The sequence below is a fragment of the Wolbachia endosymbiont (group A) of Sphaerophoria taeniata genome (genome assembly GCF_947250735.1).
Classification (GTDB): Bacteria; Pseudomonadota; Alphaproteobacteria; order Rickettsiales; family Anaplasmataceae; genus Wolbachia.
Genome location: NZ_OX366344.1, coordinates 406,417 through 426,914 on the forward strand (window position 1 = coordinate 406,417; position 20,498 = coordinate 426,914).

A 20,498-nucleotide genomic window follows, 5' to 3' on the forward strand; every position below is an offset into this window, starting at 1 on the left:
GCACCTTATGTCTTCACAACATTTCTAGCTATATAAGCTGAAACGCGCTTATAAAGCGTTTAAGACAGTATAGAACGCCAATTTGCAGGATTAGAGAGTGACAACTAGCTAACACGGGATTTCTTTTGCCTTTTTTTCTGCTTAGTAAATTTCTTAAACATTTAAACTAAGGTGAGTTGCATTTAAAAGCAGCTGAGTCGCGGTTATTAGACGTTTAAAACATAAAAAAACGCCAATGTTTTTAAATAGATATTAACCGGGGTTTCTTTTGCCTTTTTTTTCATTTGGTAAATTTCTTAAATGTTTATGGCTAAAGTAATTTAGGCCTACCGACAACCGTCATCCCGCTACGTGTTAGCGGGATCTATGCTAAGATACCGTGAATGAATCGCGGTATGACGTAGGGCTGTGCTAGTATAGATCCCAGTTTTAGCTACTCGGATGACACCCTTCCTAGTGGAGATTTTTCTCAAATCACAATGTTTGTGCAGTTTTTGGACTCACGTGTTCAACTTTTGGACTCACGTGTTCAACTTTATTTTTTTCCATTTCTCTATAGCTTGGTAATGTAGAATTTTTTACATGTAATCCGATATATGTTGCAACCAAAGCAGCTATAACACCACAAACCACCGCACCAGCCGCAAATGGAACCATTACAGCAGCAGCAATGAATAATCCTGTAATAACAACTCCAACAACATCTTTTGTTAATGAGGTGTAAAAATTTTCCTTGCTTTCTTTATATTTAGCTTCTTTTTCATTTGGCACAGAAAATTGAGCATTTGTGAGGTTGCTAGACTTATCATTACCGCTTGACATAGCGGGTGTGCCGGCGTTTGTTGATACTACAGGAGATACTGGTTTATTACTAACACTCCTACCGTTACCACTATTTGGTACAGTAGTTGGATTTGTTTCCTTTGTTAATATAGGAGACACTGTTGCCGTAGGTTTATTACTAATATTTTTGTTAGGTTCTGTTCTATTTTCTTCTACGCTTGGCGTAGTAACAACCTGGTCAGTTCCTGTTACTACAGGTGTTTCATCCTTGTTTACTGCTGATGCGCGTGTTTCTTGATCGTTCTGTATTAGCACTGTCGCTGCTACAGAATTCTTTTCTGCAAAAGCAGTGCAGAATGCATCATCTTTTAATTGTTGGTATAATCTGTACAATTCATCTTCAGGATTTAACTTTGATTGCTCTGCATTAATATTTCGCAGTAGCGTGCCTAGAATCTCAGCATTACTGTTATCAGTATAATGAACAACAGAGCATAATATAGATTTGTCTTCTTCAATTTTGCTAACGTAATACCTTCCTTCTTGACCGATTGCATTGATGATGGTCATTCCATTTTGTAAGAGAAATTTTATAACGTTCAAATTTTGATCTTTAATTGCATATTCTAGTACAGCATTTTTTTCACATTTGCTCTGAAGATTAATTCCCTTCCTTTTTAACCTTTTTTGCAAATCTTCAAAACTAGTAACTGTGCTATCCTGTTTTGTAACCCTATCTATATCAAGACACAGATTCCTAATGTCATCATTATTTAGCGTGAGACCAGTGCTTGTATTACTGACATTGGACTCCGCTCCATCAGGTGTGTTTTGCTTCTCTTTTTTGTTTATTGCTGATCTAAGTAGTGCAATTATTACATAATTTGAGAGGTATTTACAGTGATCAGAATTGTTGAAGTCCACTTTAAATTCAGAATCTATCTCAAGTGATGATTTACTTTCTTTAATCATTTCTAAAAGACTCCTTATACCATTTGCTGGTATACCTGTCATATGCTTTAAAAGCAACCTAACCTTTGGTAGATCACCATCTATGGAAGCATTACTCAGAGCATCAACCTTTTCTCCTTCAGTAAATCTCTTATTATCTAAAAGCACCTTCATAATGTCAATGTTCTCATTACAAGAAGCTGTGTTGAGAGCCTCCAGTATTTTCGCATGATCTATGTAATCTAAAAACGGCTCAAACTCTTGAACATTGCCTTGAATAATAGCACTATTTAAAGCACTAATTTTTTCTTCTTCTTCAAACTTACCACTATTCAAAAGTATCCTTACAACGTCAGCTTGTTTATTTATTGCAGCTGTACCCAACACAGTTCTGGAAGCAGTATCTTTAAAATCGATTCCAATGTTTAAATTTGTGAACAACTCAACAATCTTTAGAAATATACTGCGATCGCCGATAATACTAGGCCCTTCTGAACGGACAGCATAATAAAGCAAAGTCCAACCATTTTGATCTATTATTTCTTTATCTATTTTCTCCTTTTTGAGTTCCTTATCAAACTCCTCAGCAGTTATATCAGGATTTTGAGTTACAATTTCCTTTATCTTTTCATAAGTCATGTCAAATTTTACCACTATTACTATCTAATTTATTATGCAACTTTCCCACAACCAGTCAAGACATATTGCAGTTTCAAGTAGCATGATATATATTGAATATAGTTCTTAAAGCAAATGATGGAAGATTTAGCCTATAAATTAGTTAAAGTGACCGAAGCTGCAGCACTTGCTGCATATAAATTAGCAGGCTTCGGCGATGAAAAAAGGGCTGATCAGGTTGCAGTTGATGCAATGCGTACAGTATTAAATTCAATGGAAATAAATGGTACTATCGTAATTGGTGAAGGTGAGAGAGATTCAGCACCAATGCTATATATTGGCGAGAAGGTTGGCACTGGAAATGGTCCTGAAATCGACATTGCTGTTGACCCACTTGAGGGTACCACAATTTGCGCTCACTACAAACAGGGGGCAATGTCCGTTCTTGCTGCAACGAAAAAAGGTGATTTTTTACACGCACCTGATGTTTATATGGAAAAGATAGCAGTAGGAAAAAATCTCCCAGAGGGTGTAGTCTCACTAAAAAATAGCATTGAAAAGAATCTAGACAATTTAGCCAAGGCAAAAGGATGTAAAGTAAATGATCTTACAGTAACTGTACTTAACCGTGAAAGGCATGATGAATTAATAGTGAAAATCAGGAAGTTAGGAGCAAAAGTTAAACTAATAGATGATGGTGATGTTGCGGCCGTAGTTTCACTAGTAAATGGCAATCATGATATGTATATCGGCATAGGAGGAGCACCAGAAGGGGTGCTTTCGGCTGCAGCGCTAAGTTCAATCGGTGGACAGATGGAGGGAAGATTAATATTTGACACGGATCAGTTAAGAGAAAGAGCAAAAAGTCTGAATATTGATGACCCAGAAAAAATCTACACCGTAAAAGACATGGCAAGAGGTGAATCAGTGTTCATTGCAACTGGAGTAACAAGCGGAGAACTTGTGGATGGAGTTGAATTTAGTCATAACGTCTGTTCAACTAGTTCTTTAATAATTCTACCTAACAAGCTGATAAAGGTGCAAGTTATAAGTTAGGTTAATTATTTTTCAATATATGATGTAAGAGTTAAAGGGAGTGTTAAAATGTTAGATTCATTTTCTCAAGAAAAACTAATTGTACAAGAAGTTCCTCAAGACCGACATAAAAAGAAGGCTGAACCCTTTTCAAAACCTCCTATCTATTGTTTCTTAAACCACTCTGCTGAACGGAGACAGTTTAGGCTGTTATGCCTGGCGGCTTTGTTGGAATAAGTTTTTCAACATTGCTAACAATAAAATTGATTGTATCGTCAGCTACCTTATCGAATTTATCATTTATCTCTTTTCCTATTTTTTCATTTTTAACATATTCGTGTAGAGCTAAAGCAGTTATAGCTGCACATGCTGCAATTAAGCCAGTTTTTGCTATAATGAGCATTGATAATCCTCCTGCAAATATAAATGTTAATCCAATAGCTAGGTTTATAATTTTACTTTGTGTTGTTTGTTGTGCTGCCTGATTCTGATCTACTTTTTCTTTTTCAAGAGCGTTTGATATTGTTTTTGAGAAAATTTTTACCGCGATTGTTGCAATTGCGATCATAGCTAATCCTATGGCTATTTTTGCTAAGAGAAAAAATGATGGGAACACCATCGCAAAGAATAGTAAGCCAGCTCCTACAATTAGTAACTTATTTTTAGGTTGGATTTCATTTGATATAATAAACCTCCATTTCATAACTGCAGGAGTATACCTAATATAAAATACGGAGATAGTCAACATATTTTATGAAAGGGCACGTTAAAAGTTTTTTTCATGTTGTTCTTCGCCGCCTCGTGGTTAAATTTGGAATTTTAGAAAGAGTTGCGTATTATTTGAAATTCTTGTATACTGTTTTGAATCAGTTAAATAGATAATGAAGTGCAGGACGCAGTTTTAATTTTACAAGATGGCAAGTGCTTTTGGGGAAAATCAGTAGGTAAAAAAGGCAAGTGCATAGGTGAGGTCTGTTTTACCACTGGTATGACCGGTTATCAGCATACTATAACTGATCCTTCTTTTGCTGATCAAATTATAACGTTCACTTTTCCTCATATTGGTAACATTGGAATAAACCATAAAGATAATGAAGGAGAGAAAATTTTTGCAAGTGGTGTGGTTATGCGTGAACTTTCTTCTATGTCCCACCCTTCTTCATATATCAGTTTAAATGATTGGTTAGAGAAAAATAACGTGGTTGGGATATCAGGAATTGATACTAGAGCTTTAACGAGACATTTGAGAAAACATGGATCTCAAAGTGGAATGATATGCCCGTCAAGCGAGACGCATGTGTTGGACAAATTGAAGGAATACAAATCTGTAAATGGGATAGAAATAACCAATAAAGTCAGCTTGCATAGTAATTTTAAAAGTGACCTTAATGCAAAATATAGGGTTGTAATCGTTGATTTTGGCGTAAAAATCAGTATAGTTTCACGCTTAATAGAACTTGGTTGTACAGTTGAATTAATCAGACCAAGCACAGGTTTTGCTCAAAAAGTGTTGAGTATGAATCCAGATGGTATAGTGCTTTCAAATGGTCCTGGTGATCCGCAAGAAATAGGAGAAAGTGTAGTTTCAGAGATAGACATTATTATAAAATCTAAAATACCAATTTTTGGCATATGCATGGGTCATCAATTACTTGCGATTACTTTGGGAGCAAAGACCATCAAGATGGATATTGGTCACCGAGGGAGTAACCATCCAGTTTATGATGTAATTAGTGGAAAAGTTGAGATCACTAGCCAAAATCATGGTTTTGTTGTTGATTCAGCTTCTCTTCCAAGTAATGTTGAAATTACTCACATTTCTCTATTTGATAATAGTGTAGAGGGGATAATGATGAAGGATTACTTAGTCTTTTCTGTGCAATATCATCCAGAAGAAGCGCCAGGTACGCATGATTCGCATTATTTATTTAGACGTTTTATTGGCAATATTGTGTTGTATAAAATGAAATCTGCATGATTTTAATCAGGGTAGGTTTTATTGCTTGATTTTTTAATTTTAGGCGTTTAGTATTAAATACAATAAAAGCTTGAGTTAAGGTACTAAAATAGCGTTCTCTTAACAAATTTTTGTGGAGGAGTGACCGAGTGGTTAAAGGTAACAGACTGTAAATCTGTCCGCATTGCGTACGTAGGTTCGAATCCTACCTCCTCCATTGTGCGGGTATAGCTCAATGGTAGAGCTCTAGCCTTCCAAGCTAGTGACGTGGGTTCGATTCCCACTATCCGCTCTTTTTTTTGTTGTATTTTTATAAAATCAACATATTATTTATTGATGTATTTGTATTTTAGGTAGAAAAGTTTAAATTATGACAGCAGTAGTGGAAGCATTTGGAAAGCCGCATGTAAATGTGGGAACAATAGGACATGTGGATCATGGGAAGACAACGTTAACAGCGGCGATAACAAAGCATTATGGAAATTTTGTAGCGTACGATCAGATAGATAAGGCGCCAGAAGAAAGGAAAAGGGGGATAACGATAGCAACAGCGCATGTTGAGTATCAGACGGAAAAAAGGCATTATGCACACGTTGATTGTCCTGGACATGCTGACTATGTAAAGAACATGATAGTAGGTGCAGCACAGATGGATGCGGCGATATTGGTAGTGTCGGGGGTTGATGGGCCAATGCCACAAACGAGAGAGCATATATTGCTAGCGAAGCAGGTAGGTGTTGGATATATCGTGGTGTATATAAATAAAGCTGATGTTGCTGATGCTGATATGATAGATTTGGTAGAAATGGAAGTGAGGGAATTGCTGAATAAATACGGATTTCCAGGGGATGAAGTGCCTGTGGTAGTGGGGTCTGCATTGAAAGCGCTGGAGGATGACAGTAGCGAATATGGAAAGAAATCAATAGATAAATTGATGGAAAAGTTAGATGAGTATGTGGCGGTTCCACCAAGGCCTGTGGATTTACCATTTTTATTGCCAATCGAGGATGTATTTTCGATATCGGGGCGAGGAACGGTGGTAACAGGAAGGATAGAGAAGGGAGAGATAAAGACGGGAGAAGAGATAGAGATAATAGGTCTGAAAGCGACGCAAAAGACGATATGCACAGGTGTAGAAATGTTTAAGAAGTTGCTGGATAAGGGGAGTGCAGGACTCAATGTAGGAATATTGTTAAGAGGAACAAAAAGAGAAGAAGTGGAGAGAGGGCAAGTATTAGCAAAACCGGGGACGATAACGCCGCATAGAAAGTTTAGGGCGGAGGTTTATATATTAAAGAAAGAGGAAGGAGGAAGGCATACACCATTTTTTGCGAATTACCAGCCACAGTTTTATTTAAGGACAACGGATGTAACCGGGAGCATAAAATTGCTAGATGGGAAGGAGATGGTAATGCCAGGAGATAATGTGAGTGTAGAAGTAGAATTGCAAGTACCGATAGCAATGGATAAGGGATTGCGTTTTGCGATAAGAGAAGGCGGTAGAACTGTTGGTTCTGGTGTTGTTTCTGAAATTTTGGAGTGAGAGTAGTAACTAAGATGAAGCAAGATATATATATTAACATTAAGGCTTTCGATTGTTCTTTATTGGAGGAGTGTGTTCGAAAATTTGTTGATGAATTAAAGCGGTCCAATGCAAAATTATCTGGTCCGATTGCGTTGCCAAGAAAAGATTCTAAATTTATTGTTAATAGATCTCCTCACGTTGATAAAAAATCTCGTGAACAGTTTGAAATGAGAACTTCTAGGCGTTTGATTGTTTTACATGATCTTACTCCTACTATGATGCAGATGCTTACAGGTTTATCTTTTTCTGCTGGCGTAGAAGTGGATTTAAAAGTCAAGGAAGTTAAGGTTTAGGAGAAGGAAATGAAGAGAATAAATTCACTGAGGAGAATTGGTTTACTAATGATGAATATTGGTCATACTGCTATGTATTCTGACAATAGTCGCATGGCTGTAACTTTATTGCATCTCAGCGAAACTCATATTGTTGATATAAAAGGACAAGATAAATGTGGCTATAATTCAGTCATTTTGGGCACAGGAGATTTTAAAAATATAGCAAAACCTCAGTTGGAATATTTAAAGAAAAAGGGTATAAATAATAAATGTAAGTTATACGAAAGTAGATTAAATGACCTGTCGGGAATAGAATGTGGTAAAAAAGTGGGAATCAATCATTTTGTGGTTGGTCAATATCTTGATATTACGGGTTATTCTATAGGTAAAGGATTTGCTGGTGTGATGAAGCGGCATAACTTCAGTGGGCTTAGGGCATCTCATGGTGTTTCTATTGCTCACAGATCACAAGGTTCCACTGGTCAATGTCAGGATCCTGGTAGAGTATTCAAAGGAAAGAAAATGGCTGGTCATTTAGGTAACAGCAGAATAACTGCACAAAATATGAAGATATTATCCATTGATCATGAAAATAGTATAATTGCTGTGAAGGGTAATAATGTTCCTGGGTTTAAAAATTCCTATGTTTTTGTAAGAGATGCAGTTAAAAAATCTTTACATAAAGATGTTCCTTTTCCGGTAGGTTTACTGTTAGATGTAAATGATGATGCTAGTAATTTGGTAAGTTAGTTATGGAATGTAATTTAGTTAATCTATCTAATAATAATGTAGGTACTGCTCAGCTCAATCCTTTGATATTTTCTGCTAAGCAAAAATTGAGTATTTTGCATGATATAGTGAGATGGCAATTAGCGAAGAGAAGAGCTGGTACTCATAAAACAAAAGGTATCAGTGATGTCTCTGGTACAACAGCTAAACCTTATGGTCAAAAACGTACCGGTAGGGCAAGACAAGGGAGCTTGCGATCTCCTCAATTTAGAGGTGGTGGGATTATTTTCGGCCCTGTTGTGAGGAGTCATACTTATTCTCTTAATAAGAAGGTACGCAAATTTGGTTTAAAAATTGCTTTATCTCTAAAGTATTTAAATAATCAAGTGATTATTCTGGATAATTTAAATATTGATGTGAAGAAAACGTCTGAAATGTGTAAATGTATTAAAAATTTTAAATTTTCTTCCTTTTTGATAGTTGGTGATTATGGAGATGATTTGTTGCGTGCTGTTAGAAACTTGCATTATGTAGACTTAATCAAACCTATTGGGTTAAATGTCTTTGATATATTGAATCACGAATGCGTGATGTTGACAAAGGATACTTTAAAGCATCTTGAAGGTAGATTGTTATGATCAAATATAATAATATAATAAAATCTCCTATAATTACAGAAAAGGCCTCTTTTTTGATGGAGAAGTTTAATAAATATTCTTTGTATGTTTTTGTAAATGTAAATAAGCGTCAAATAAAGTTGGCAATAGAGTCTCTATTTGATGTTAAAATTTCTTCTATAAATGTTGTTAGAATTAAGCCTAAATATAGGCGTTTCAGGGGTGTGATTGGTTGTGAAAAACAGAAAAAGAAAGTTTATTTTTCTTTGATAGATGGTCAAAAATTAGATATAATGAGCGTTTAATATGGGTATGAAATTTTTTAATCCTGTTACTCCGTCTTCTCGTGGGACTGTGTTAGTAAGTAAAGTTGGTTTATCAAAAGATGAGCCAGAAAAGTCTCTTACATCCGGTAAAAAGTCCAGTGGTGGAAGAAATAATTATGGTAGAATTACAACTCGTCATAGGGGTGGTGGTCACAAAAAGAAGTATAGAGTTATAGATTTTAAGCGTAATAGAAGTGGTCAGGGTATAGTTGAAAAAATAGAGTATGATCCAAATAGAAGTGGGTTTTTAGCGTTAATATCATATAAGGAAGATGATATTAAGTCTTATATATTAGCTCCTCAAGGTATGAAGCCTGGTGATATTGTTACAGCTGGAAATGATGCTGATATTTTGCCAGGTAATTGTTTGCTACTCAAGTATATACCTGTTGGTTCTTTCGTTCATAATGTTGAGCTGAAGCCAGGTAATGGTGCTGCGATTGCTAGAGCTGCTGGTTGTTATGCGCAAATCGTTGGTCGTGATGGCCAATATGTTTTATTACGACTCAGGTCTGGTCAAATTAGGTTGATTTTATCTTCTTGCAAGGCTACTATTGGTGTAGTATCTAACCCTGACCATAAGAATAGAAAGCTGGGTAAAGCTGGAAGAAGTAGGTGGCTTGGAATTAGACCTACTGTGCGTGGGGTTGCAATGAATCCGGTTGACCATCCTCATGGAGGTGGGGAAGGAAAAACCTCTGGTGGTCGTCATCCTGTTACTCCTTGGGGTGTTGCAACAAAAGGAAAGAAAACTCGGAGGAAAAATAAATCTAGTGATAAGTATATAAAACAATTGAAAGGTTAGTTTATGAGTAGATCTGCGTGGAAGCCTCCTTTTTGTCATCCTTCTATATTAAAGTCGGTGAATAATGCTTTAAACAAGGGGTTTGTTAACATGGCTATAAAAGTTCATTCCAGGGCTTCTGTAATTCTTCCTAATTGTTTAGGTTTAAAGTTTGCTGTTTATAATGGTAAGGATTACATTCCTGTTAATGTTAATGATCAGAATATGATAGGTCATAAGTTTGGTGAATTTTCGCCCACTCGTAAATTTACTGGGCATAGTGGTGATAAAAAGGCGACAAGAAGGTAATTGATATGAAAAACAGAGATGTAATAGTTAAAGCTGGTTCTAGGGTTTTAAAATCAACTCCTCGTAAATTGAATTTGGTTGCTGGTTTAGTACGTAATAAAAAAGTTTCTTTTGCCACTGTGCAATTAAGATTTTGTGAAAAGAAAGCTGCGGGTCTTATAAGGAAGGTATTAAATTCTGCGATTGCTAATGCTCAATATAATTATGGATTGGATATCGATAATTTATATATAAAAGAAATTTCAATAGGTAAGTCTCTTACTTTGCGTAGGGTATGTCCAAAAGCTATGGGTAGAGCTAATAGAGTTAGTAAACGTTATAGTAATATAACTGTAAAATTGGGAGAAATTATATGATTCATAAAAATAGAAAATTAATAAGGAAAGTGCAAAAGTATGGGAAACGTTAATCCTAAAGGATTTAGGTTAAAAATAATTAATACTTGGTCATCTGTTTGGTATGCTGAGAAGGGTTATAAACAAGGGTTGCATCAAGATTTATCTATTCGCAGTTATATAAATGAATCTTTTAAGCATGCTGGTGTTTCTAAAGTAATTATAGAGCGTACAATCGATTTGGTGTCTGTAATAATACATTCTTCTAGACCTGGAGTGATAATAGGTAAGAAAGGCTCAGATATTGAGAAGATAAAGCAAAAAATAGCTGAAAAAGTAAAAAATAATGTGGAAGTGAATGTAGTAGGAGTTAAAAGGTCTGAAATAGATGCAGTTTTAATATCAAGCAGCATTGCACAACAGTTAGAAAAAAGGGTTTCATTTAGAAGAGCGATGAAAAAAGCTATTCAAAGTTGTTTGAGGATGGGTGCTAGAGGTATTAAAGTAAGTTGTTCTGGGCGCCTTGGCGGAGCTGAGATAGCTCGTACTGAATGGTATAAAGAAGGTCGTTTGCCTTTACACACTTTACGTGCTAATATAGATTATGCTTTTTGTGAAGCAAAAACTATATATGGTATTATAGGAGTTAAGGTTTGGGTTTATATTGGTAATTAAGGTATATTGAGATGTTTGTTCCCAAAAAGAGTAAATATAAGAAGGTATTTAAGGGGCGAATTAAGGGTAATACAAAAGGTGGTAGCACATTATCTTTTGGAGATTATGGCTTAAAAGCTGTAGAAGCAGGTAGGATTCAGTCTAAGCATATTGAAACTGCAAGGCGTGTAATATCTAGAACATTAAAACGCTCTGGTAAAGTGTGGATAAGAATTTTTCCTGATACCCCTGTTAGTAAAAAGCCGGCAGATGTACGTATGGGTAAGGGAAAAGGTAGTGTTGAATTTTGGGTGTTTAAAGCTAAGCCCGGTAGAATGTTGTTTGAGATTAGCAGTGATGTTCCCATGCATTTAGCAAGATTGGCGCTTGAAAAGGCAACCGCTAAGCTTCCTATGAAGTGTAAATTTGTATCTAATCATAATTAAATGGAGTTGCAATGGATATAGCTGACATTGAATCGAGGTCTTCACAAGAATTGCATGAAATTCTTGTAAATTTGAGAAAAGAGTTTGTTAATTTGGTTTTTCAAAAGAAGTTGGGGCAGTGCAACAATATTTCGCGTTTTAGCTTAATAAGAAAGAGCATAGCTCGTATTCTAACTACATTAAATAAAAGAAGAAGAGAGGAAAAGAATGCCTAAAAAGGTTTTTTGTGGTACTGTAACTAAGGCTAAGTGTGATAAGACTGTAAAGGTTTCGGTATTACAAGTGTATAAGGATCAGCTGTATAAAAAGGTTATAAAAAAATACAAGAAGTATACAGCACATGATGAGAATAATAGTTGTAAAGAAGGGGACAAGGTTTTAATACAAGAACACAAGCCTATTTCTACTACTAAAAAATGGGTTGTTGTTAATAGCTCACATTGAATAGGATATTTATATGATTCAAAAAAATACATTGTTGGAAGTAGCTGATAATTCTGGTGCGCGTGCAGTGCTTTGTATTGGTTTATTGGGTGGTAGAAAGTCTGCATCTATAGGTGACACAGTTATTGTATCTACTAAATCTATTACTCCAAGAGGGAAGGTTGAGAAGGGAAAAGTATATAGAGCAGTTGTGGTGAGGGTGAAAAGCCCTATTAGAAAATCTGATGGTTCTGTAATTCGTTTTTCTAGCAATGCTGTAGTTTTGATTAACGATCAAGGTGAACCACTTGGCACTCGGGTATTTGGTCCGGTAAAAAAGTTATCATCTGGTTCTTTTATGAAGATAATGTCATTAGCTGTTGAGGTTTTATAATGAGTGCTAAAATAAAAAGTGGTGACGACGTTATAGTTTTAACTGGTAGAGATAAGGGAAAAATTGGTAAAGTGATTAAAGTTGTGGCATGTGATGCTAAAAAGAAAGTAATTGTTTCTGGGGTAAATGTACATAAGAGACACACTAAACCAAAAGCTGGTAGTAGTGGTGGTATATTAAATAAAGAGTTAGCTATTGATATATCCAACGTTGCAACATTGGACCCTAAATATAAAACTCCAACTAGAGTGGGGTTTAAGGTTATAGACGGTAGAAAAGTGCGTTTTGCAAAAGTTTCTGGAGAAGTGATAGATTAGGTTGATATGTTTAAAGAATTGTATAAAGATAGCATAGTAAAGTCCTTAAAGGATAAGTTTAATTACGGCAATATCATGCAAGTGCCTAAACTTGTCAAGGTGTGTATCAATATGGGCGTTGGAGATGCTGCTACAGATAGTAAAGCAATAAATGAACCACTTGATAGCCTATATTTGATTGCTGGGCAGAAGCCTTTATCAACTTTTGCAAAAAAATCTATTTCTGGCTTCAAGATCAGAAAAGGTGCTACAGTAGGTTGCAAAGTAACTTTGCGTAGAGATAAAATGTATGAGTTTTTAGAAAGATTGATATATATTGCTTTGCCAAGGGAAAAAGATTTTAGAGGATTTAGTGTGAAGCAATTTGACGGTAATGGTAATTTTTCCTTTGGTATAAAGGAACATATCTCGTTTTTAGAAATAGACTATGATAAAATAAGTAAAATTAGAGGTATGGATATTAATATTATAACAAGTGCAGTTAGTGATAAGGAAGCAAAGGAATTATTACTGGCTCTTAAATTTCCTTTTTTTGATTAATTGAGAGGAGAAATATATGGCAAAAAAATCTATGATAGAAAGAAATCTTCGCAGAATAAAGCTGTGCGATCAATATAAAGAAAAAAGAGAGAAATTGAAATCTATAATAAATAATAAGAATTTGTCTATTGTAGAAAGGTTTACAGCTCAAAATAAATTAATTAAAAAATTGCCTAGAAGTTCTTCTAAAACCAAAATTAGAAATAGGTGTGCTTTAACTGGGAGACCAAGAGGAGTATATAGAAAATTTGGTTTATGTAGAATTGTTTTGCGTGATTTATGTTCTTTTGGGCAAGTTCCAGGGGTTACAAAGTCTAGTTGGTAAATATAATATAAGGAGTATATTGTGGCGTTATCTGATAGTATTGGTGATTTTTTAACAAGGATACGTAATGCTCAATTGGCAATGCATAGAACAACAAGAGTGTTGTTTTCTAAAGTGAATTCTTCTATACTGAAGATTTTAAAAGATGAAGGGTATATCCTTGATTATGAAAAGCAAGTTGTAGATAATTTACCTTCTTTCATTGTAAAATTGAAGTATTATGAGAAGTCACCTGTAATTAGTGACATAGTTAGGGTGTCAAAGCCTGGTTGTCGTTGTTATTCTAAGTACAAGGACATTTCTAAAGCATATAATGGTCTTGGTATTTTTATTATATCGACACCCAAAGGAGTGATGACTGATTATAATGCACATAAGTTAAAGGTTGGTGGAGAAGTTTTGTGTCGTGTGTTTTAAATAATAGGAGAAATTCATGTCTCGTATAGGTGCTGCTCCTATCAATATTCCTGCTAGTATTTCAGTTGAATATAATAATGGTAGGATGTTAATAAAGAGTGCTAAGGCTGAAAAAGAGCTTAGCTTAATCAGTGATGTTGTGTGCCGGATTGTTGATAATCAGCTACTCCTTTCTGTGGATCAAGATAAAGATGATTATGATGAAATAAAGCCTATGTGGGGCACTTATAGGAGTAATATTAATAATATTATTAACGGCATGGTTGATGGTTTTTCTGTTAATCTTGAGATTAATGGTGTTGGATATAAGGCAGAGTGTGATGGTAAGTATTTGACTTTGTATCTTGGTTATAGCCATAATGTTAAATATAAAGTTCCTAAAGATGTTGAGATTAAGTGCATAAAGCCAACTCACTTAGTAGTTAGTGGTATGGATAAGCAAAAAGTTTATATGGTGGCATCTGATATATGCAGGATTAGGAAGTACGATCCTTATAAAGGTAAGGGTATTGTAATAAAGGGTAAATTTATGTTGCGTAAAGTTGTAAGTAAAAAGAAGTAATTAAGATGAGAAGGTTATATAATTTTTTAAGTAACTATGAAAAAAGGAAGTTGCGTAATAGAGCGAAGCTTGACAAGAGCGCTGAACCTTTGCGTATATCAATATTTAAATCTAATAGGCATTTTTATGTCCAGTTAATTAATGATGTAAAAGGAGTAACTCTCACTTCAGCTTCTACTTTGGATGCTAAAATTAAGGATGTATGTAAAGGAAAAGTCAATGCTGAAACTATAAAACAGGTTTCTTCTTTAATGATTGAGCGCTTATCTGTTCTGAAATTAGAACAAAAGCTAGTATTTGATCGTGGAGCGTATAAATATACAGGATTAGTTTCTCAATTTGCTGAGGCTTTAAGAAGTTCTGGATTTGAGTTTTAGAAGGTTTTGAATATGGCTATAAAGAATTTACAAAATAATAATGATTTATCAGAGCTTTTAGTTTCGGTACGAAGAGTAACAACGGTTACCAAAGGTGGCAGAAGATTTTCATTTTCAATTTTGGTTGTTGTTGGTGATGGGAAGGGTAGGGTAGGATGTGGAATAGGTAAGCACGCAGAAGTTGCTGAAGCAAGAGTCAAAGCTGTAAATGCTGCAAAGAAATCGATGATTAGAGTGTACTTGCGTGAAGGTAGAACTTTGCATCATGATATTAAAGCTAAATTTTGTTCTGGTGAGATAGTTTTAAGAACCGCAAGAGCCGGAACAGGTATTATTGCTGGTGGAGCGATTAGATCAGTTTTTGAGGTGTTAGGTATAAAGGATGTGGTAGCTAAATCCACTAGATCAAATAATCCTCATAATGTTATATGTGCGGTATTTAAGGCTTTTGATAGTATGTTATCTCCTCGTCAGGTAGCAAGCAAAAGAGGCAAAAAGATTAGCGAGATAGTTGGAAACAGGTAAAGTATGAATAATGCTGTAAAATTAAACTCTATATTTACTAAGTTATCTAAGAAAAAGAAGCCTAAGTTGCTGGGTAGAGGTATCGGTTGTGGTAAAGGTAAAACATCCGGTAGAGGGCATAAAGGGCAAAAGGCTAGAAGTGGAGTTTCCATAAATGGTTTTGAGGGTGGACAACAGTCTATATATACTCGTTTGCCTAAAAGAGGTTTTAAGCCTATACGTAGGAACATATATTCTATAATTAATGTTGGCGATATACAGCGCTTAATGGAAGCTAAAAAAATAGTGAAAGACTCTGTTATAGATAAGGAGAGGCTGTATAGATTAGGTTTTATAAAGTCTATTAAGGATAAAATTAAACTTCTTAATAAAGGTAAGTTGAGCGAAAAATTTGTGTTTCATGTTGATTTTGCGTCAGAAGCTGCAAAAAAATCTGTAGCTTCAGTCGGTGGTAGTGTGGAAATACTATCGTAAATCATGGGCAATAAATCCGCATTTAATAGCTTGGATCCTACGTTGTTATATAAAGGCGATTTATTAAAACGTATATTTTTTACGCTAATAGCTTTAATTTGCTATCGCTTGGGTACTTATGTGCCTATTCCTGGAATTAATCTTGATGTAATTAATGATATATTTCCCAAAGAGGGCTCAGGTGTTTTTGGAGTATTTAATTTATTTTCTGGTGGTGCATTGGCTAGAATGACAATTCTAGCATTGAACGTTATGCCATATATAATGGCTTCTATCATTATTCAGTTGCTTTCTTCTGCGATTAAAGGAATGAAGGAAGTTAAGAATGATGGAGAGTCAGGCCGTAGAAAGATGAATTCTTATATACGCTACCTGACCATAGTAATTTGTGTATTTCAATCAATTCCAATTTTGGTTGGATTGGAAGGGATGAATAGGGAAGGGGTATTGGTTGTAATCGAACCTGGTGTTATGTTTCGTACAATAGGTGTTTTCAGCCTTTTAGGTGGAACTATGCTTTTAATATGGCTTGGTGAACGAATCAGTGCTAGCGGTATAGGCAATGGTATCTCATTAATCATTTTCACGGGCATAATATCAGAGTTACACAGCGCTTTGTCATCTCTGTTAACGTTAAATAAAAACGGTAGCGTATCGTTATTTATTATCCTTTTTGTTTTGGTATTGTTTTTTTTGCTGCTAGTCTTAGTCATTTTTGTAGAGTCTTCTTATAGAAAAGTTATTGTTCAACATCCTAAAAAGCAATTTAAAAGATTACATAATGACGATTTTACTTATATTCCATTGAAGATTAATTTATCTGGTGTAGTACCAACCATTTTTGCTAATGCAATTTTATTGACACCTATTTCAATTGCAAATTTCTATAAGGGGCACGCTTTTTCTGATTTTATTTTAAATTACTTTATGGCAAATAAAGTAGTATATATTGTAGCCTATTTGGTGCTGATAGTATTTTTTAATTTTTTCTATACCAATTTTATATTTAATCCAGAGGAAAACGCAGATTTTCTTAAAAAAAATGGTGGTTTTATACCTGGTAGAAGGCCTGGGAAACATACTTCTGATTACCTTCAAGATATAGTTTTTAAGTTGACATTCATTGGCTCTGCGTATTTGGTAGTCATATGTACTGTACCTGAAGTTATGAGATATTATTATGATATACCATTTATTTTTGGTGGGACGAGTTTACTGATTATAGTGAACGTTATTACTGATACTATTATGCAAATACAATCTTATATTTTTTCGAATAGGTACGATAGCTGGATAAAGAAATATGAGTCTAAAACGAGGAAAGTAAGATGATCATTACGATTTTTGGTCCTCCAGGTTCTGGTAAAGGTACTCAGTCAAGCTTGTTAATAGCAAAATATAATTTAAAATTAATTTCAGTGGGGGATTTATTAAGGAATATTATATCTGATGGCAGTGAGTTAGGTAAAAAAATAAAGGGTACCGTGGAATCTGGTAATTTAATTCAAGATGAAATTATATGTGGATTATTGCATGACCAGCTTGCATTAATGGATGATAATTGCTTATTAGATGGTTTTCCGAGAAATTTAAACCAGGCTCATTTTTTGACTCAAGTTTTGCAAGAAAAATATAATAGGGATGTTGATATTGTAATTGAACTGCAGCTTGACGATAATATTGCAATCGATAGATTAAAAAATCGTCTCGCGTGTTTGGACTGTAAAAGCATATATAGTGTATCTTCTTTTAAGAGTACTACTTGTGCTAAATGTAAAAGTACGAGGTTAGAGAAAAGAATTGATGATGCTGATATGTCTGCAATTAATAAGAGAATAAGTGAATATCACCTTCAAATGAAAGGTTTACGCGAGTATTATAAAGGTAAATTATTAACAATTGACGCTAATTTGAGTGTTGATGAGGTAACGCAAGAGATTGAAAGTAAAATTTCTTGTAATTTGGTTTGACTCTGAGTTGTTTTATGGTATAAATTAAGAGTTGTTATTAATAAAGTATCGAGGTACCAGTGGCACGTATTGCAGGCATAAATATTCCAGTGAGGAAATGTGTTCCTTTTGCATTAACTTATATATATGGTATAGGTATTGCTACTGCGAATGTAATTTGTCACGCTTGTGAAGTTGATAAGCGCAAACGTGTTTCAGAATTACGAGATGAAGATATAGAAAAGATCAGCAGTTTCGTTAGACAAAATTATGTTATAGAAGGTGAGCTCAGAAAAGAAGTGGCTATGAACATAAAATCTTTAGTGGAAATGGGATGCTATAGAGGAGTGAGACATAGAAAAGGTTTACCTGTGAGAGGACAAAGGACTCATACTAATGCTAAGACTCGTAAAGGTAGATCTCGGTTGCCTATTGCTGGGAAAAAATAAAATTTATTATTATTGTGAGTTTTAATGAAAAAAGTCAAAACGGTTGGTAAGAGTACAAAGGAGTTTATTACTGGTGTTGTTCATATTCGTGCAACTTTTAATAATACTTTTGTAAATGTAACTGATGTTCATGGTAATACGCTATGTCAAACTTCTGTGGGTGCATGTGGTTTTTCAGGTTCGAGAAAATCCACACCTTATGCTGCAGGTAAGGCTGCGGAGGCTGCTGCGAAGAATGCAATGGAGAGATTTGGTATGAAGGTTGTCTCTGTAATAATTCGTGGTCCTGGCTTTGGTACCGAAGCTGCGGTTAAAGCACTTCAGAGCTGTGGGTTGACTGTGACTTCAATTGCAGATAAAACCGCAATTCCTCATAATGGGTGCAGGTTAAGAAAAAAAAGAAGAGTATAGGATATTTGAAAAGGTTGTTTTATGTATTATAATAATAATGTTTCTCTCTGTAGCAATTTAGATAAATTGATTAAACCTAGTTCAGTTAAGGTAATATCAGATGATTCAAGTGAAAAAGGTGATATAGTCCTAGAACCGTTGGAAAGTGGTTTTGCTTTAACATTAGGTAATGCATTAAGACGTGTAATGTTATCTTCTCTTAAAGGTAGTGCTGTTTATGGAATAAAAATTGAAGGTATAACTCATGAGTTTACTTCAATTCAAGGGGTAAGAGAAGACGTAACTGATATAGTATTAAATATGGGCATGTTGAGTTGTAAATTAAATGGTGCTTCTAATAAATGCTTAAATTTAAACGCTAAAGGGCCTTGCCAGGTATTAGCTGGGATGATAGAAACTGATGATCAATGCTCTATTGTTAATAAAGATTTGTTAATATGTACGCTGGGGCAAAATGTAGAGCTTAACATGACCATATATGTGGCTAGCGGAAAAGGTTATCTTCCTGTAACTAAGTATAAAGAAAATGAACTTTTGAAGCTTATGAGTGAACAGGATTTAATTGGTTTTATTCCAGTTAATGCTTTGTATAGCCCTGTCAACAGGGTTTCGTACAGGGTAGAGAATAGTCGTGTTGGCCAAGTGACTGATAAGGATAAGCTGATATTGTCAATTGAAACTGATGGTACAATCTCTCCAAGTCAAGCTGTTGACTCTGCTGCAAGAATATTACAGGAGCAACTTCAGCCCTTTATTAGTTCTGATGTAAGTTATAAAAAATCGCAGGTTTCTTCGTCTAGTGGTGCTAAAGATTTGGGTTATGACCCTGTCTTATTGCGTAAGGTAGATGAAATGGAATTATCTGTCAGGTCTCATAACTGTCTGAAAAACGAAAACATCACTTATATAGGTGATCTTGTGCAAAAGACAGAAGGTGAAATGTTAAGAACTGCTAATTTTGGCAGGAAGTCTTTGAATGAGATTAAGGCAGTTTTGGCTAATTTTGGCTTGTCTTTGGGTATGAATGTTCTAAACTGGCCGCCTAAGGATATAGATGAGTTGGCTAAACAACATACTGATGAAGATTAGGTGATATATGAAACATGGAATAAAAAAACGTAAACTATCTCGTTGCACTGAACATAGATTATCGACGTTAAAGAATCTATCTATCTCATTAATTAACCATGAGCAGATTGTAACTACTTTACCAAAAGCTAAGGAAATTCGTCCATATGTCGAAAAGTTTATTACAATTGCTAAGAATAAGAATACTTTACATGGTAGAAGACTTTTGCTTTCACGCCTTCATAATAGTAAGTTAGCAGTTGATAAGTTATTAAACGTCTTAGCCAGCCGTTATCAAGATCGTAAAGGTGGGTATTCTAGAATAATAAAATTTAGCACTCGAAAGGGTGATTGCGCTTCAATGGCAGTGATAGAACTGGTTAATAGGGATATTGCAGCAAGAGGTAAGGTTTATAGTAAAAATAGAGAAGGAGGCAAAGTAGTTACACAAAGTTAATTGTTATCATAATTGTTCTTCTTATGGTAAGTAGGTTACGCTACTTTGTAGGTTACTTTGGCGAATTGTTAGTTTTGGCATATTTAAAGCTGAAATGGTATAATGTTATAAAACGCCGTTACCGTTGTAAGTTCGGTGAAATTGACTTAATTGTATCTAAAAAAAAGGAGCTGATTTTTATAGAAGTTAAAACAAGTTTACTTGGAAAAGAAATACCGATATCTCATCTTCAATGTCAGTCTATTATAAATTCTTCTAAGTATTTCTTAATTACAAACCTTAGTTTTTTAGATTATTCAGTCAGATATGATTTATGTTTTCTTTCCTTAAAGAGAGGACCTGTTTATATAAAAAATGCTTGGATTGAAGAATGGAAGGTTTGTAGCTGAATTAATTTAGATTTACT

At 34.7% G+C, this 20,498-nt stretch carries 32 protein-coding genes and 2 tRNA genes; 32 read left to right on the forward strand and 2 right to left on the reverse strand.

Going from position 1 to position 20,498, the window contains the following annotated elements:
• Positions 1-474 precede the first annotated feature (474 nt).
• Positions 475-2,373, reverse strand: coding sequence for an ankyrin repeat domain-containing protein (locus tag OOK84_RS01975; protein ID WP_264732183.1), 1,899 nt, complete (start codon positions 2,371-2,373; stop codon positions 475-477).
• A 117-nt stretch (positions 2,374-2,490) separates the two neighbouring features.
• Here OOK84_RS01975 and glpX point away from each other — a divergent pair, with 117 nt between their 5' ends.
• Positions 2,491-3,408, forward strand: a complete 918-nt coding sequence (gene glpX, locus OOK84_RS01980; protein WP_264732542.1) for a class II fructose-bisphosphatase — start codon at positions 2,491-2,493, stop codon at positions 3,406-3,408.
• A 181-nt stretch (positions 3,409-3,589) separates the two neighbouring features.
• Here the strand turns inward: glpX and OOK84_RS01985 are convergent, their stop codons facing one another.
• On the reverse strand, positions 3,590-4,090 hold the full coding sequence (locus tag OOK84_RS01985) for a hypothetical protein (RefSeq protein WP_253309092.1): 501 nt from the start codon (positions 4,088-4,090) through the stop codon (positions 3,590-3,592).
• A 183-nt stretch (positions 4,091-4,273) separates the two neighbouring features.
• On the opposite strand from OOK84_RS01985, the gene carA reads away from it, so the two are divergent.
• From carA to OOK84_RS02140, 31 genes are all read left to right on the forward strand, one after another.
• Positions 4,274-5,365, forward strand: coding sequence for a glutamine-hydrolyzing carbamoyl-phosphate synthase small subunit (carA, locus tag OOK84_RS01990; RefSeq protein ID WP_253309091.1), 1,092 nt, complete (start codon positions 4,274-4,276; stop codon positions 5,363-5,365).
• Positions 5,366-5,479: 114 nt separating this feature from the next.
• Positions 5,480-5,561, forward strand: a tRNA-Tyr gene (locus tag OOK84_RS01995).
• Positions 5,562-5,565: 4 nt separating this feature from the next.
• Positions 5,566-5,636 (forward strand) — tRNA-Gly (locus tag OOK84_RS02000).
• Between the two features lie 78 nt (positions 5,637-5,714).
• A complete protein-coding gene (gene tuf, locus OOK84_RS02005) occupies positions 5,715-6,887 on the forward strand; it encodes an elongation factor Tu (protein ID WP_264329094.1) in 1,173 nt (390 codons plus the stop codon).
• Positions 6,888-6,901: 14 nt separating this feature from the next.
• On the forward strand, positions 6,902-7,222 hold the full coding sequence (gene rpsJ / locus OOK84_RS02010; RefSeq protein WP_096616846.1) for a 30S ribosomal protein S10: 321 nt from the start codon (positions 6,902-6,904) through the stop codon (positions 7,220-7,222).
• Positions 7,223-7,231: 9 nt separating this feature from the next.
• Complete coding sequence (rplC, locus tag OOK84_RS02015; RefSeq protein ID WP_264732188.1) at positions 7,232-7,954, forward strand: 50S ribosomal protein L3; 723 nt, start codon at positions 7,232-7,234, stop codon at positions 7,952-7,954.
• Between the two features lie 2 nt (positions 7,955-7,956).
• Positions 7,957-8,571 carry a 50S ribosomal protein L4 gene (gene rplD, locus OOK84_RS02020; protein ID WP_064124641.1) on the forward strand — a complete coding sequence of 205 codons (615 nt, stop codon included), beginning with the start codon at positions 7,957-7,959 and terminating at the stop codon, positions 8,569-8,571.
• Entirely contained in the window at positions 8,568-8,855 is a 288-nt protein-coding gene (locus tag OOK84_RS02025) for a 50S ribosomal protein L23 (RefSeq protein ID WP_264732190.1), read from the forward strand. Before rplD ends, OOK84_RS02025 begins: the two co-directional genes overlap by 4 nt.
• Position 8,856: 1 nt before the next feature.
• The gene (gene rplB, locus OOK84_RS02030; protein WP_253309089.1) at positions 8,857-9,681 is read left to right on the forward strand and encodes a 50S ribosomal protein L2; all 825 of its coding nucleotides are present in this window, start codon (positions 8,857-8,859) and stop codon (positions 9,679-9,681) included.
• Positions 9,682-9,684: 3 nt separating this feature from the next.
• On the forward strand, positions 9,685-9,969 hold the full coding sequence (gene rpsS, locus OOK84_RS02035) for a 30S ribosomal protein S19 (protein ID WP_006279181.1): 285 nt from the start codon (positions 9,685-9,687) through the stop codon (positions 9,967-9,969).
• 5 nt (positions 9,970-9,974) lie between these two features.
• Complete coding sequence (gene rplV / locus OOK84_RS02040; RefSeq protein ID WP_096616838.1) at positions 9,975-10,325, forward strand: 50S ribosomal protein L22; 351 nt, start codon at positions 9,975-9,977, stop codon at positions 10,323-10,325.
• Between the two features lie 39 nt (positions 10,326-10,364).
• Positions 10,365-10,979 carry a 30S ribosomal protein S3 gene (gene rpsC, locus OOK84_RS02045; RefSeq protein ID WP_253309088.1) on the forward strand — a complete coding sequence of 205 codons (615 nt, stop codon included), beginning with the start codon at positions 10,365-10,367 and terminating at the stop codon, positions 10,977-10,979.
• A gap of 11 nt (positions 10,980-10,990) precedes the next feature.
• Complete coding sequence (rplP, locus tag OOK84_RS02050) at positions 10,991-11,404, forward strand: 50S ribosomal protein L16 (RefSeq protein ID WP_250294844.1); 414 nt, start codon at positions 10,991-10,993, stop codon at positions 11,402-11,404.
• Positions 11,405-11,415: 11 nt separating this feature from the next.
• Positions 11,416-11,619: a 50S ribosomal protein L29 gene (rpmC, locus tag OOK84_RS02055; protein ID WP_006279350.1), complete on the forward strand. Its 204-nt coding sequence runs from the start codon at positions 11,416-11,418 to the stop codon at positions 11,617-11,619.
• On the forward strand, positions 11,612-11,848 hold the full coding sequence (rpsQ, locus tag OOK84_RS02060) for a 30S ribosomal protein S17 (RefSeq protein WP_264732192.1): 237 nt from the start codon (positions 11,612-11,614) through the stop codon (positions 11,846-11,848). The genes rpmC and rpsQ overlap by 8 nt, the downstream gene beginning before the upstream one ends.
• Before the next feature lie 13 nt (positions 11,849-11,861).
• The gene (gene rplN / locus OOK84_RS02065; protein ID WP_006279348.1) at positions 11,862-12,221 is read left to right on the forward strand and encodes a 50S ribosomal protein L14; all 360 of its coding nucleotides are present in this window, start codon (positions 11,862-11,864) and stop codon (positions 12,219-12,221) included.
• Entirely contained in the window at positions 12,221-12,538 is a 318-nt protein-coding gene (rplX, locus tag OOK84_RS02070; RefSeq protein WP_182182782.1) for a 50S ribosomal protein L24, read from the forward strand. Before rplN ends, rplX begins: the two co-directional genes overlap by 1 nt.
• A gap of 6 nt (positions 12,539-12,544) precedes the next feature.
• On the forward strand, positions 12,545-13,078 hold the full coding sequence (gene rplE / locus OOK84_RS02075; RefSeq protein ID WP_010962750.1) for a 50S ribosomal protein L5: 534 nt from the start codon (positions 12,545-12,547) through the stop codon (positions 13,076-13,078).
• Positions 13,079-13,094: 16 nt separating this feature from the next.
• Positions 13,095-13,403, forward strand: coding sequence for a 30S ribosomal protein S14 (gene rpsN / locus OOK84_RS02080; RefSeq protein ID WP_264732194.1), 309 nt, complete (start codon positions 13,095-13,097; stop codon positions 13,401-13,403).
• Positions 13,404-13,424: 21 nt separating this feature from the next.
• A complete protein-coding gene (gene rpsH, locus OOK84_RS02085; RefSeq protein WP_064124654.1) occupies positions 13,425-13,820 on the forward strand; it encodes a 30S ribosomal protein S8 in 396 nt (131 codons plus the stop codon).
• A gap of 16 nt (positions 13,821-13,836) precedes the next feature.
• Positions 13,837-14,382 (forward strand): 50S ribosomal protein L6, encoded by a 546-nt coding sequence (rplF, locus tag OOK84_RS02090; RefSeq protein ID WP_264732196.1) that lies wholly within the window; start codon positions 13,837-13,839, stop codon positions 14,380-14,382.
• Positions 14,383-14,387: 5 nt separating this feature from the next.
• The gene (gene rplR / locus OOK84_RS02095) at positions 14,388-14,759 is read left to right on the forward strand and encodes a 50S ribosomal protein L18 (protein WP_264732198.1); all 372 of its coding nucleotides are present in this window, start codon (positions 14,388-14,390) and stop codon (positions 14,757-14,759) included.
• Between the two features lie 12 nt (positions 14,760-14,771).
• Positions 14,772-15,284, forward strand: coding sequence for a 30S ribosomal protein S5 (gene rpsE / locus OOK84_RS02100; protein ID WP_253309082.1), 513 nt, complete (start codon positions 14,772-14,774; stop codon positions 15,282-15,284).
• Positions 15,285-15,287: 3 nt separating this feature from the next.
• Entirely contained in the window at positions 15,288-15,758 is a 471-nt protein-coding gene (rplO, locus tag OOK84_RS02105) for a 50S ribosomal protein L15 (protein WP_096616812.1), read from the forward strand.
• A 3-nt stretch (positions 15,759-15,761) separates the two neighbouring features.
• The gene (gene secY, locus OOK84_RS02110; protein WP_253309081.1) at positions 15,762-17,090 is read left to right on the forward strand and encodes a preprotein translocase subunit SecY; all 1,329 of its coding nucleotides are present in this window, start codon (positions 15,762-15,764) and stop codon (positions 17,088-17,090) included.
• Positions 17,087-17,728, forward strand: a complete 642-nt coding sequence (locus OOK84_RS02115; RefSeq protein ID WP_264732200.1) for an adenylate kinase family protein — start codon at positions 17,087-17,089, stop codon at positions 17,726-17,728. The genes secY and OOK84_RS02115 overlap by 4 nt, the downstream gene beginning before the upstream one ends.
• A gap of 59 nt (positions 17,729-17,787) precedes the next feature.
• On the forward strand, positions 17,788-18,156 hold the full coding sequence (gene rpsM, locus OOK84_RS02120; RefSeq protein ID WP_264732202.1) for a 30S ribosomal protein S13: 369 nt from the start codon (positions 17,788-17,790) through the stop codon (positions 18,154-18,156).
• A gap of 24 nt (positions 18,157-18,180) precedes the next feature.
• Positions 18,181-18,567, forward strand: coding sequence for a 30S ribosomal protein S11 (gene rpsK, locus OOK84_RS02125; protein WP_264732204.1), 387 nt, complete (start codon positions 18,181-18,183; stop codon positions 18,565-18,567).
• Positions 18,568-18,588: 21 nt separating this feature from the next.
• Entirely contained in the window at positions 18,589-19,656 is a 1,068-nt protein-coding gene (locus OOK84_RS02130; protein ID WP_253309078.1) for a DNA-directed RNA polymerase subunit alpha, read from the forward strand.
• 7 nt (positions 19,657-19,663) lie between these two features.
• Entirely contained in the window at positions 19,664-20,092 is a 429-nt protein-coding gene (rplQ, locus tag OOK84_RS02135) for a 50S ribosomal protein L17 (protein ID WP_264732207.1), read from the forward strand.
• A 23-nt stretch (positions 20,093-20,115) separates the two neighbouring features.
• Positions 20,116-20,481, forward strand: coding sequence for a YraN family protein (locus tag OOK84_RS02140; RefSeq protein ID WP_264732208.1), 366 nt, complete (start codon positions 20,116-20,118; stop codon positions 20,479-20,481).
• Positions 20,482-20,498 lie beyond the last annotated feature (17 nt).

Excerpts from the sequence above, each read along its gene's own strand:
- OOK84_RS01975 (WP_264732183.1), bottom strand. The coding sequence starts at position 2,373 with ATGACTTATGAAAAGATAAAGGAAATTGTAACTCAAAATCCTGATATA.
- glpX (WP_264732542.1), top strand. The coding sequence starts at position 2,491 with ATGGAAGATTTAGCCTATAAATTAGTTAAAGTGACCGAAGCTGCAGCA.
- OOK84_RS01985 (WP_253309092.1), bottom strand. The coding sequence starts at position 4,090 with ATGAAATGGAGGTTTATTATATCAAATGAAATCCAACCTAAAAATAAG.
- tuf (WP_264329094.1), top strand. The coding sequence starts at position 5,715 with ATGACAGCAGTAGTGGAAGCATTTGGAAAGCCGCATGTAAATGTGGGA.
- rpsJ (WP_096616846.1), top strand. The coding sequence starts at position 6,902 with ATGAAGCAAGATATATATATTAACATTAAGGCTTTCGATTGTTCTTTA.
- rplC (WP_264732188.1), top strand. The coding sequence starts at position 7,232 with ATGAAGAGAATAAATTCACTGAGGAGAATTGGTTTACTAATGATGAAT.
- rplD (WP_064124641.1), top strand. The coding sequence starts at position 7,957 with ATGGAATGTAATTTAGTTAATCTATCTAATAATAATGTAGGTACTGCT.
- OOK84_RS02025 (WP_264732190.1), top strand. The coding sequence starts at position 8,568 with ATGATCAAATATAATAATATAATAAAATCTCCTATAATTACAGAAAAG.
- rplB (WP_253309089.1), top strand. The coding sequence starts at position 8,857 with ATGGGTATGAAATTTTTTAATCCTGTTACTCCGTCTTCTCGTGGGACT.
- rpsS (WP_006279181.1), top strand. The coding sequence starts at position 9,685 with ATGAGTAGATCTGCGTGGAAGCCTCCTTTTTGTCATCCTTCTATATTA.
- rplV (WP_096616838.1), top strand. The coding sequence starts at position 9,975 with ATGAAAAACAGAGATGTAATAGTTAAAGCTGGTTCTAGGGTTTTAAAA.
- rpsC (WP_253309088.1), top strand. The coding sequence starts at position 10,365 with ATGGGAAACGTTAATCCTAAAGGATTTAGGTTAAAAATAATTAATACT.
- rplP (WP_250294844.1), top strand. The coding sequence starts at position 10,991 with ATGTTTGTTCCCAAAAAGAGTAAATATAAGAAGGTATTTAAGGGGCGA.
- rpmC (WP_006279350.1), top strand. The coding sequence starts at position 11,416 with ATGGATATAGCTGACATTGAATCGAGGTCTTCACAAGAATTGCATGAA.
- rpsQ (WP_264732192.1), top strand. The coding sequence starts at position 11,612 with ATGCCTAAAAAGGTTTTTTGTGGTACTGTAACTAAGGCTAAGTGTGAT.
- rplN (WP_006279348.1), top strand. The coding sequence starts at position 11,862 with ATGATTCAAAAAAATACATTGTTGGAAGTAGCTGATAATTCTGGTGCG.
- rplX (WP_182182782.1), top strand. The coding sequence starts at position 12,221 with ATGAGTGCTAAAATAAAAAGTGGTGACGACGTTATAGTTTTAACTGGT.
- rplE (WP_010962750.1), top strand. The coding sequence starts at position 12,545 with ATGTTTAAAGAATTGTATAAAGATAGCATAGTAAAGTCCTTAAAGGAT.
- rpsN (WP_264732194.1), top strand. The coding sequence starts at position 13,095 with ATGGCAAAAAAATCTATGATAGAAAGAAATCTTCGCAGAATAAAGCTG.
- rplF (WP_264732196.1), top strand. The coding sequence starts at position 13,837 with ATGTCTCGTATAGGTGCTGCTCCTATCAATATTCCTGCTAGTATTTCA.
- rplR (WP_264732198.1), top strand. The coding sequence starts at position 14,388 with ATGAGAAGGTTATATAATTTTTTAAGTAACTATGAAAAAAGGAAGTTG.
- rpsE (WP_253309082.1), top strand. The coding sequence starts at position 14,772 with ATGGCTATAAAGAATTTACAAAATAATAATGATTTATCAGAGCTTTTA.
- rplO (WP_096616812.1), top strand. The coding sequence starts at position 15,288 with ATGAATAATGCTGTAAAATTAAACTCTATATTTACTAAGTTATCTAAG.
- secY (WP_253309081.1), top strand. The coding sequence starts at position 15,762 with ATGGGCAATAAATCCGCATTTAATAGCTTGGATCCTACGTTGTTATAT.
- OOK84_RS02115 (WP_264732200.1), top strand. The coding sequence starts at position 17,087 with ATGATCATTACGATTTTTGGTCCTCCAGGTTCTGGTAAAGGTACTCAG.
- rpsK (WP_264732204.1), top strand. The coding sequence starts at position 18,181 with ATGAAAAAAGTCAAAACGGTTGGTAAGAGTACAAAGGAGTTTATTACT.
- OOK84_RS02130 (WP_253309078.1), top strand. The coding sequence starts at position 18,589 with ATGTATTATAATAATAATGTTTCTCTCTGTAGCAATTTAGATAAATTG.
- rplQ (WP_264732207.1), top strand. The coding sequence starts at position 19,664 with ATGAAACATGGAATAAAAAAACGTAAACTATCTCGTTGCACTGAACAT.
- OOK84_RS02140 (WP_264732208.1), top strand. The coding sequence starts at position 20,116 with ATGGTAAGTAGGTTACGCTACTTTGTAGGTTACTTTGGCGAATTGTTA.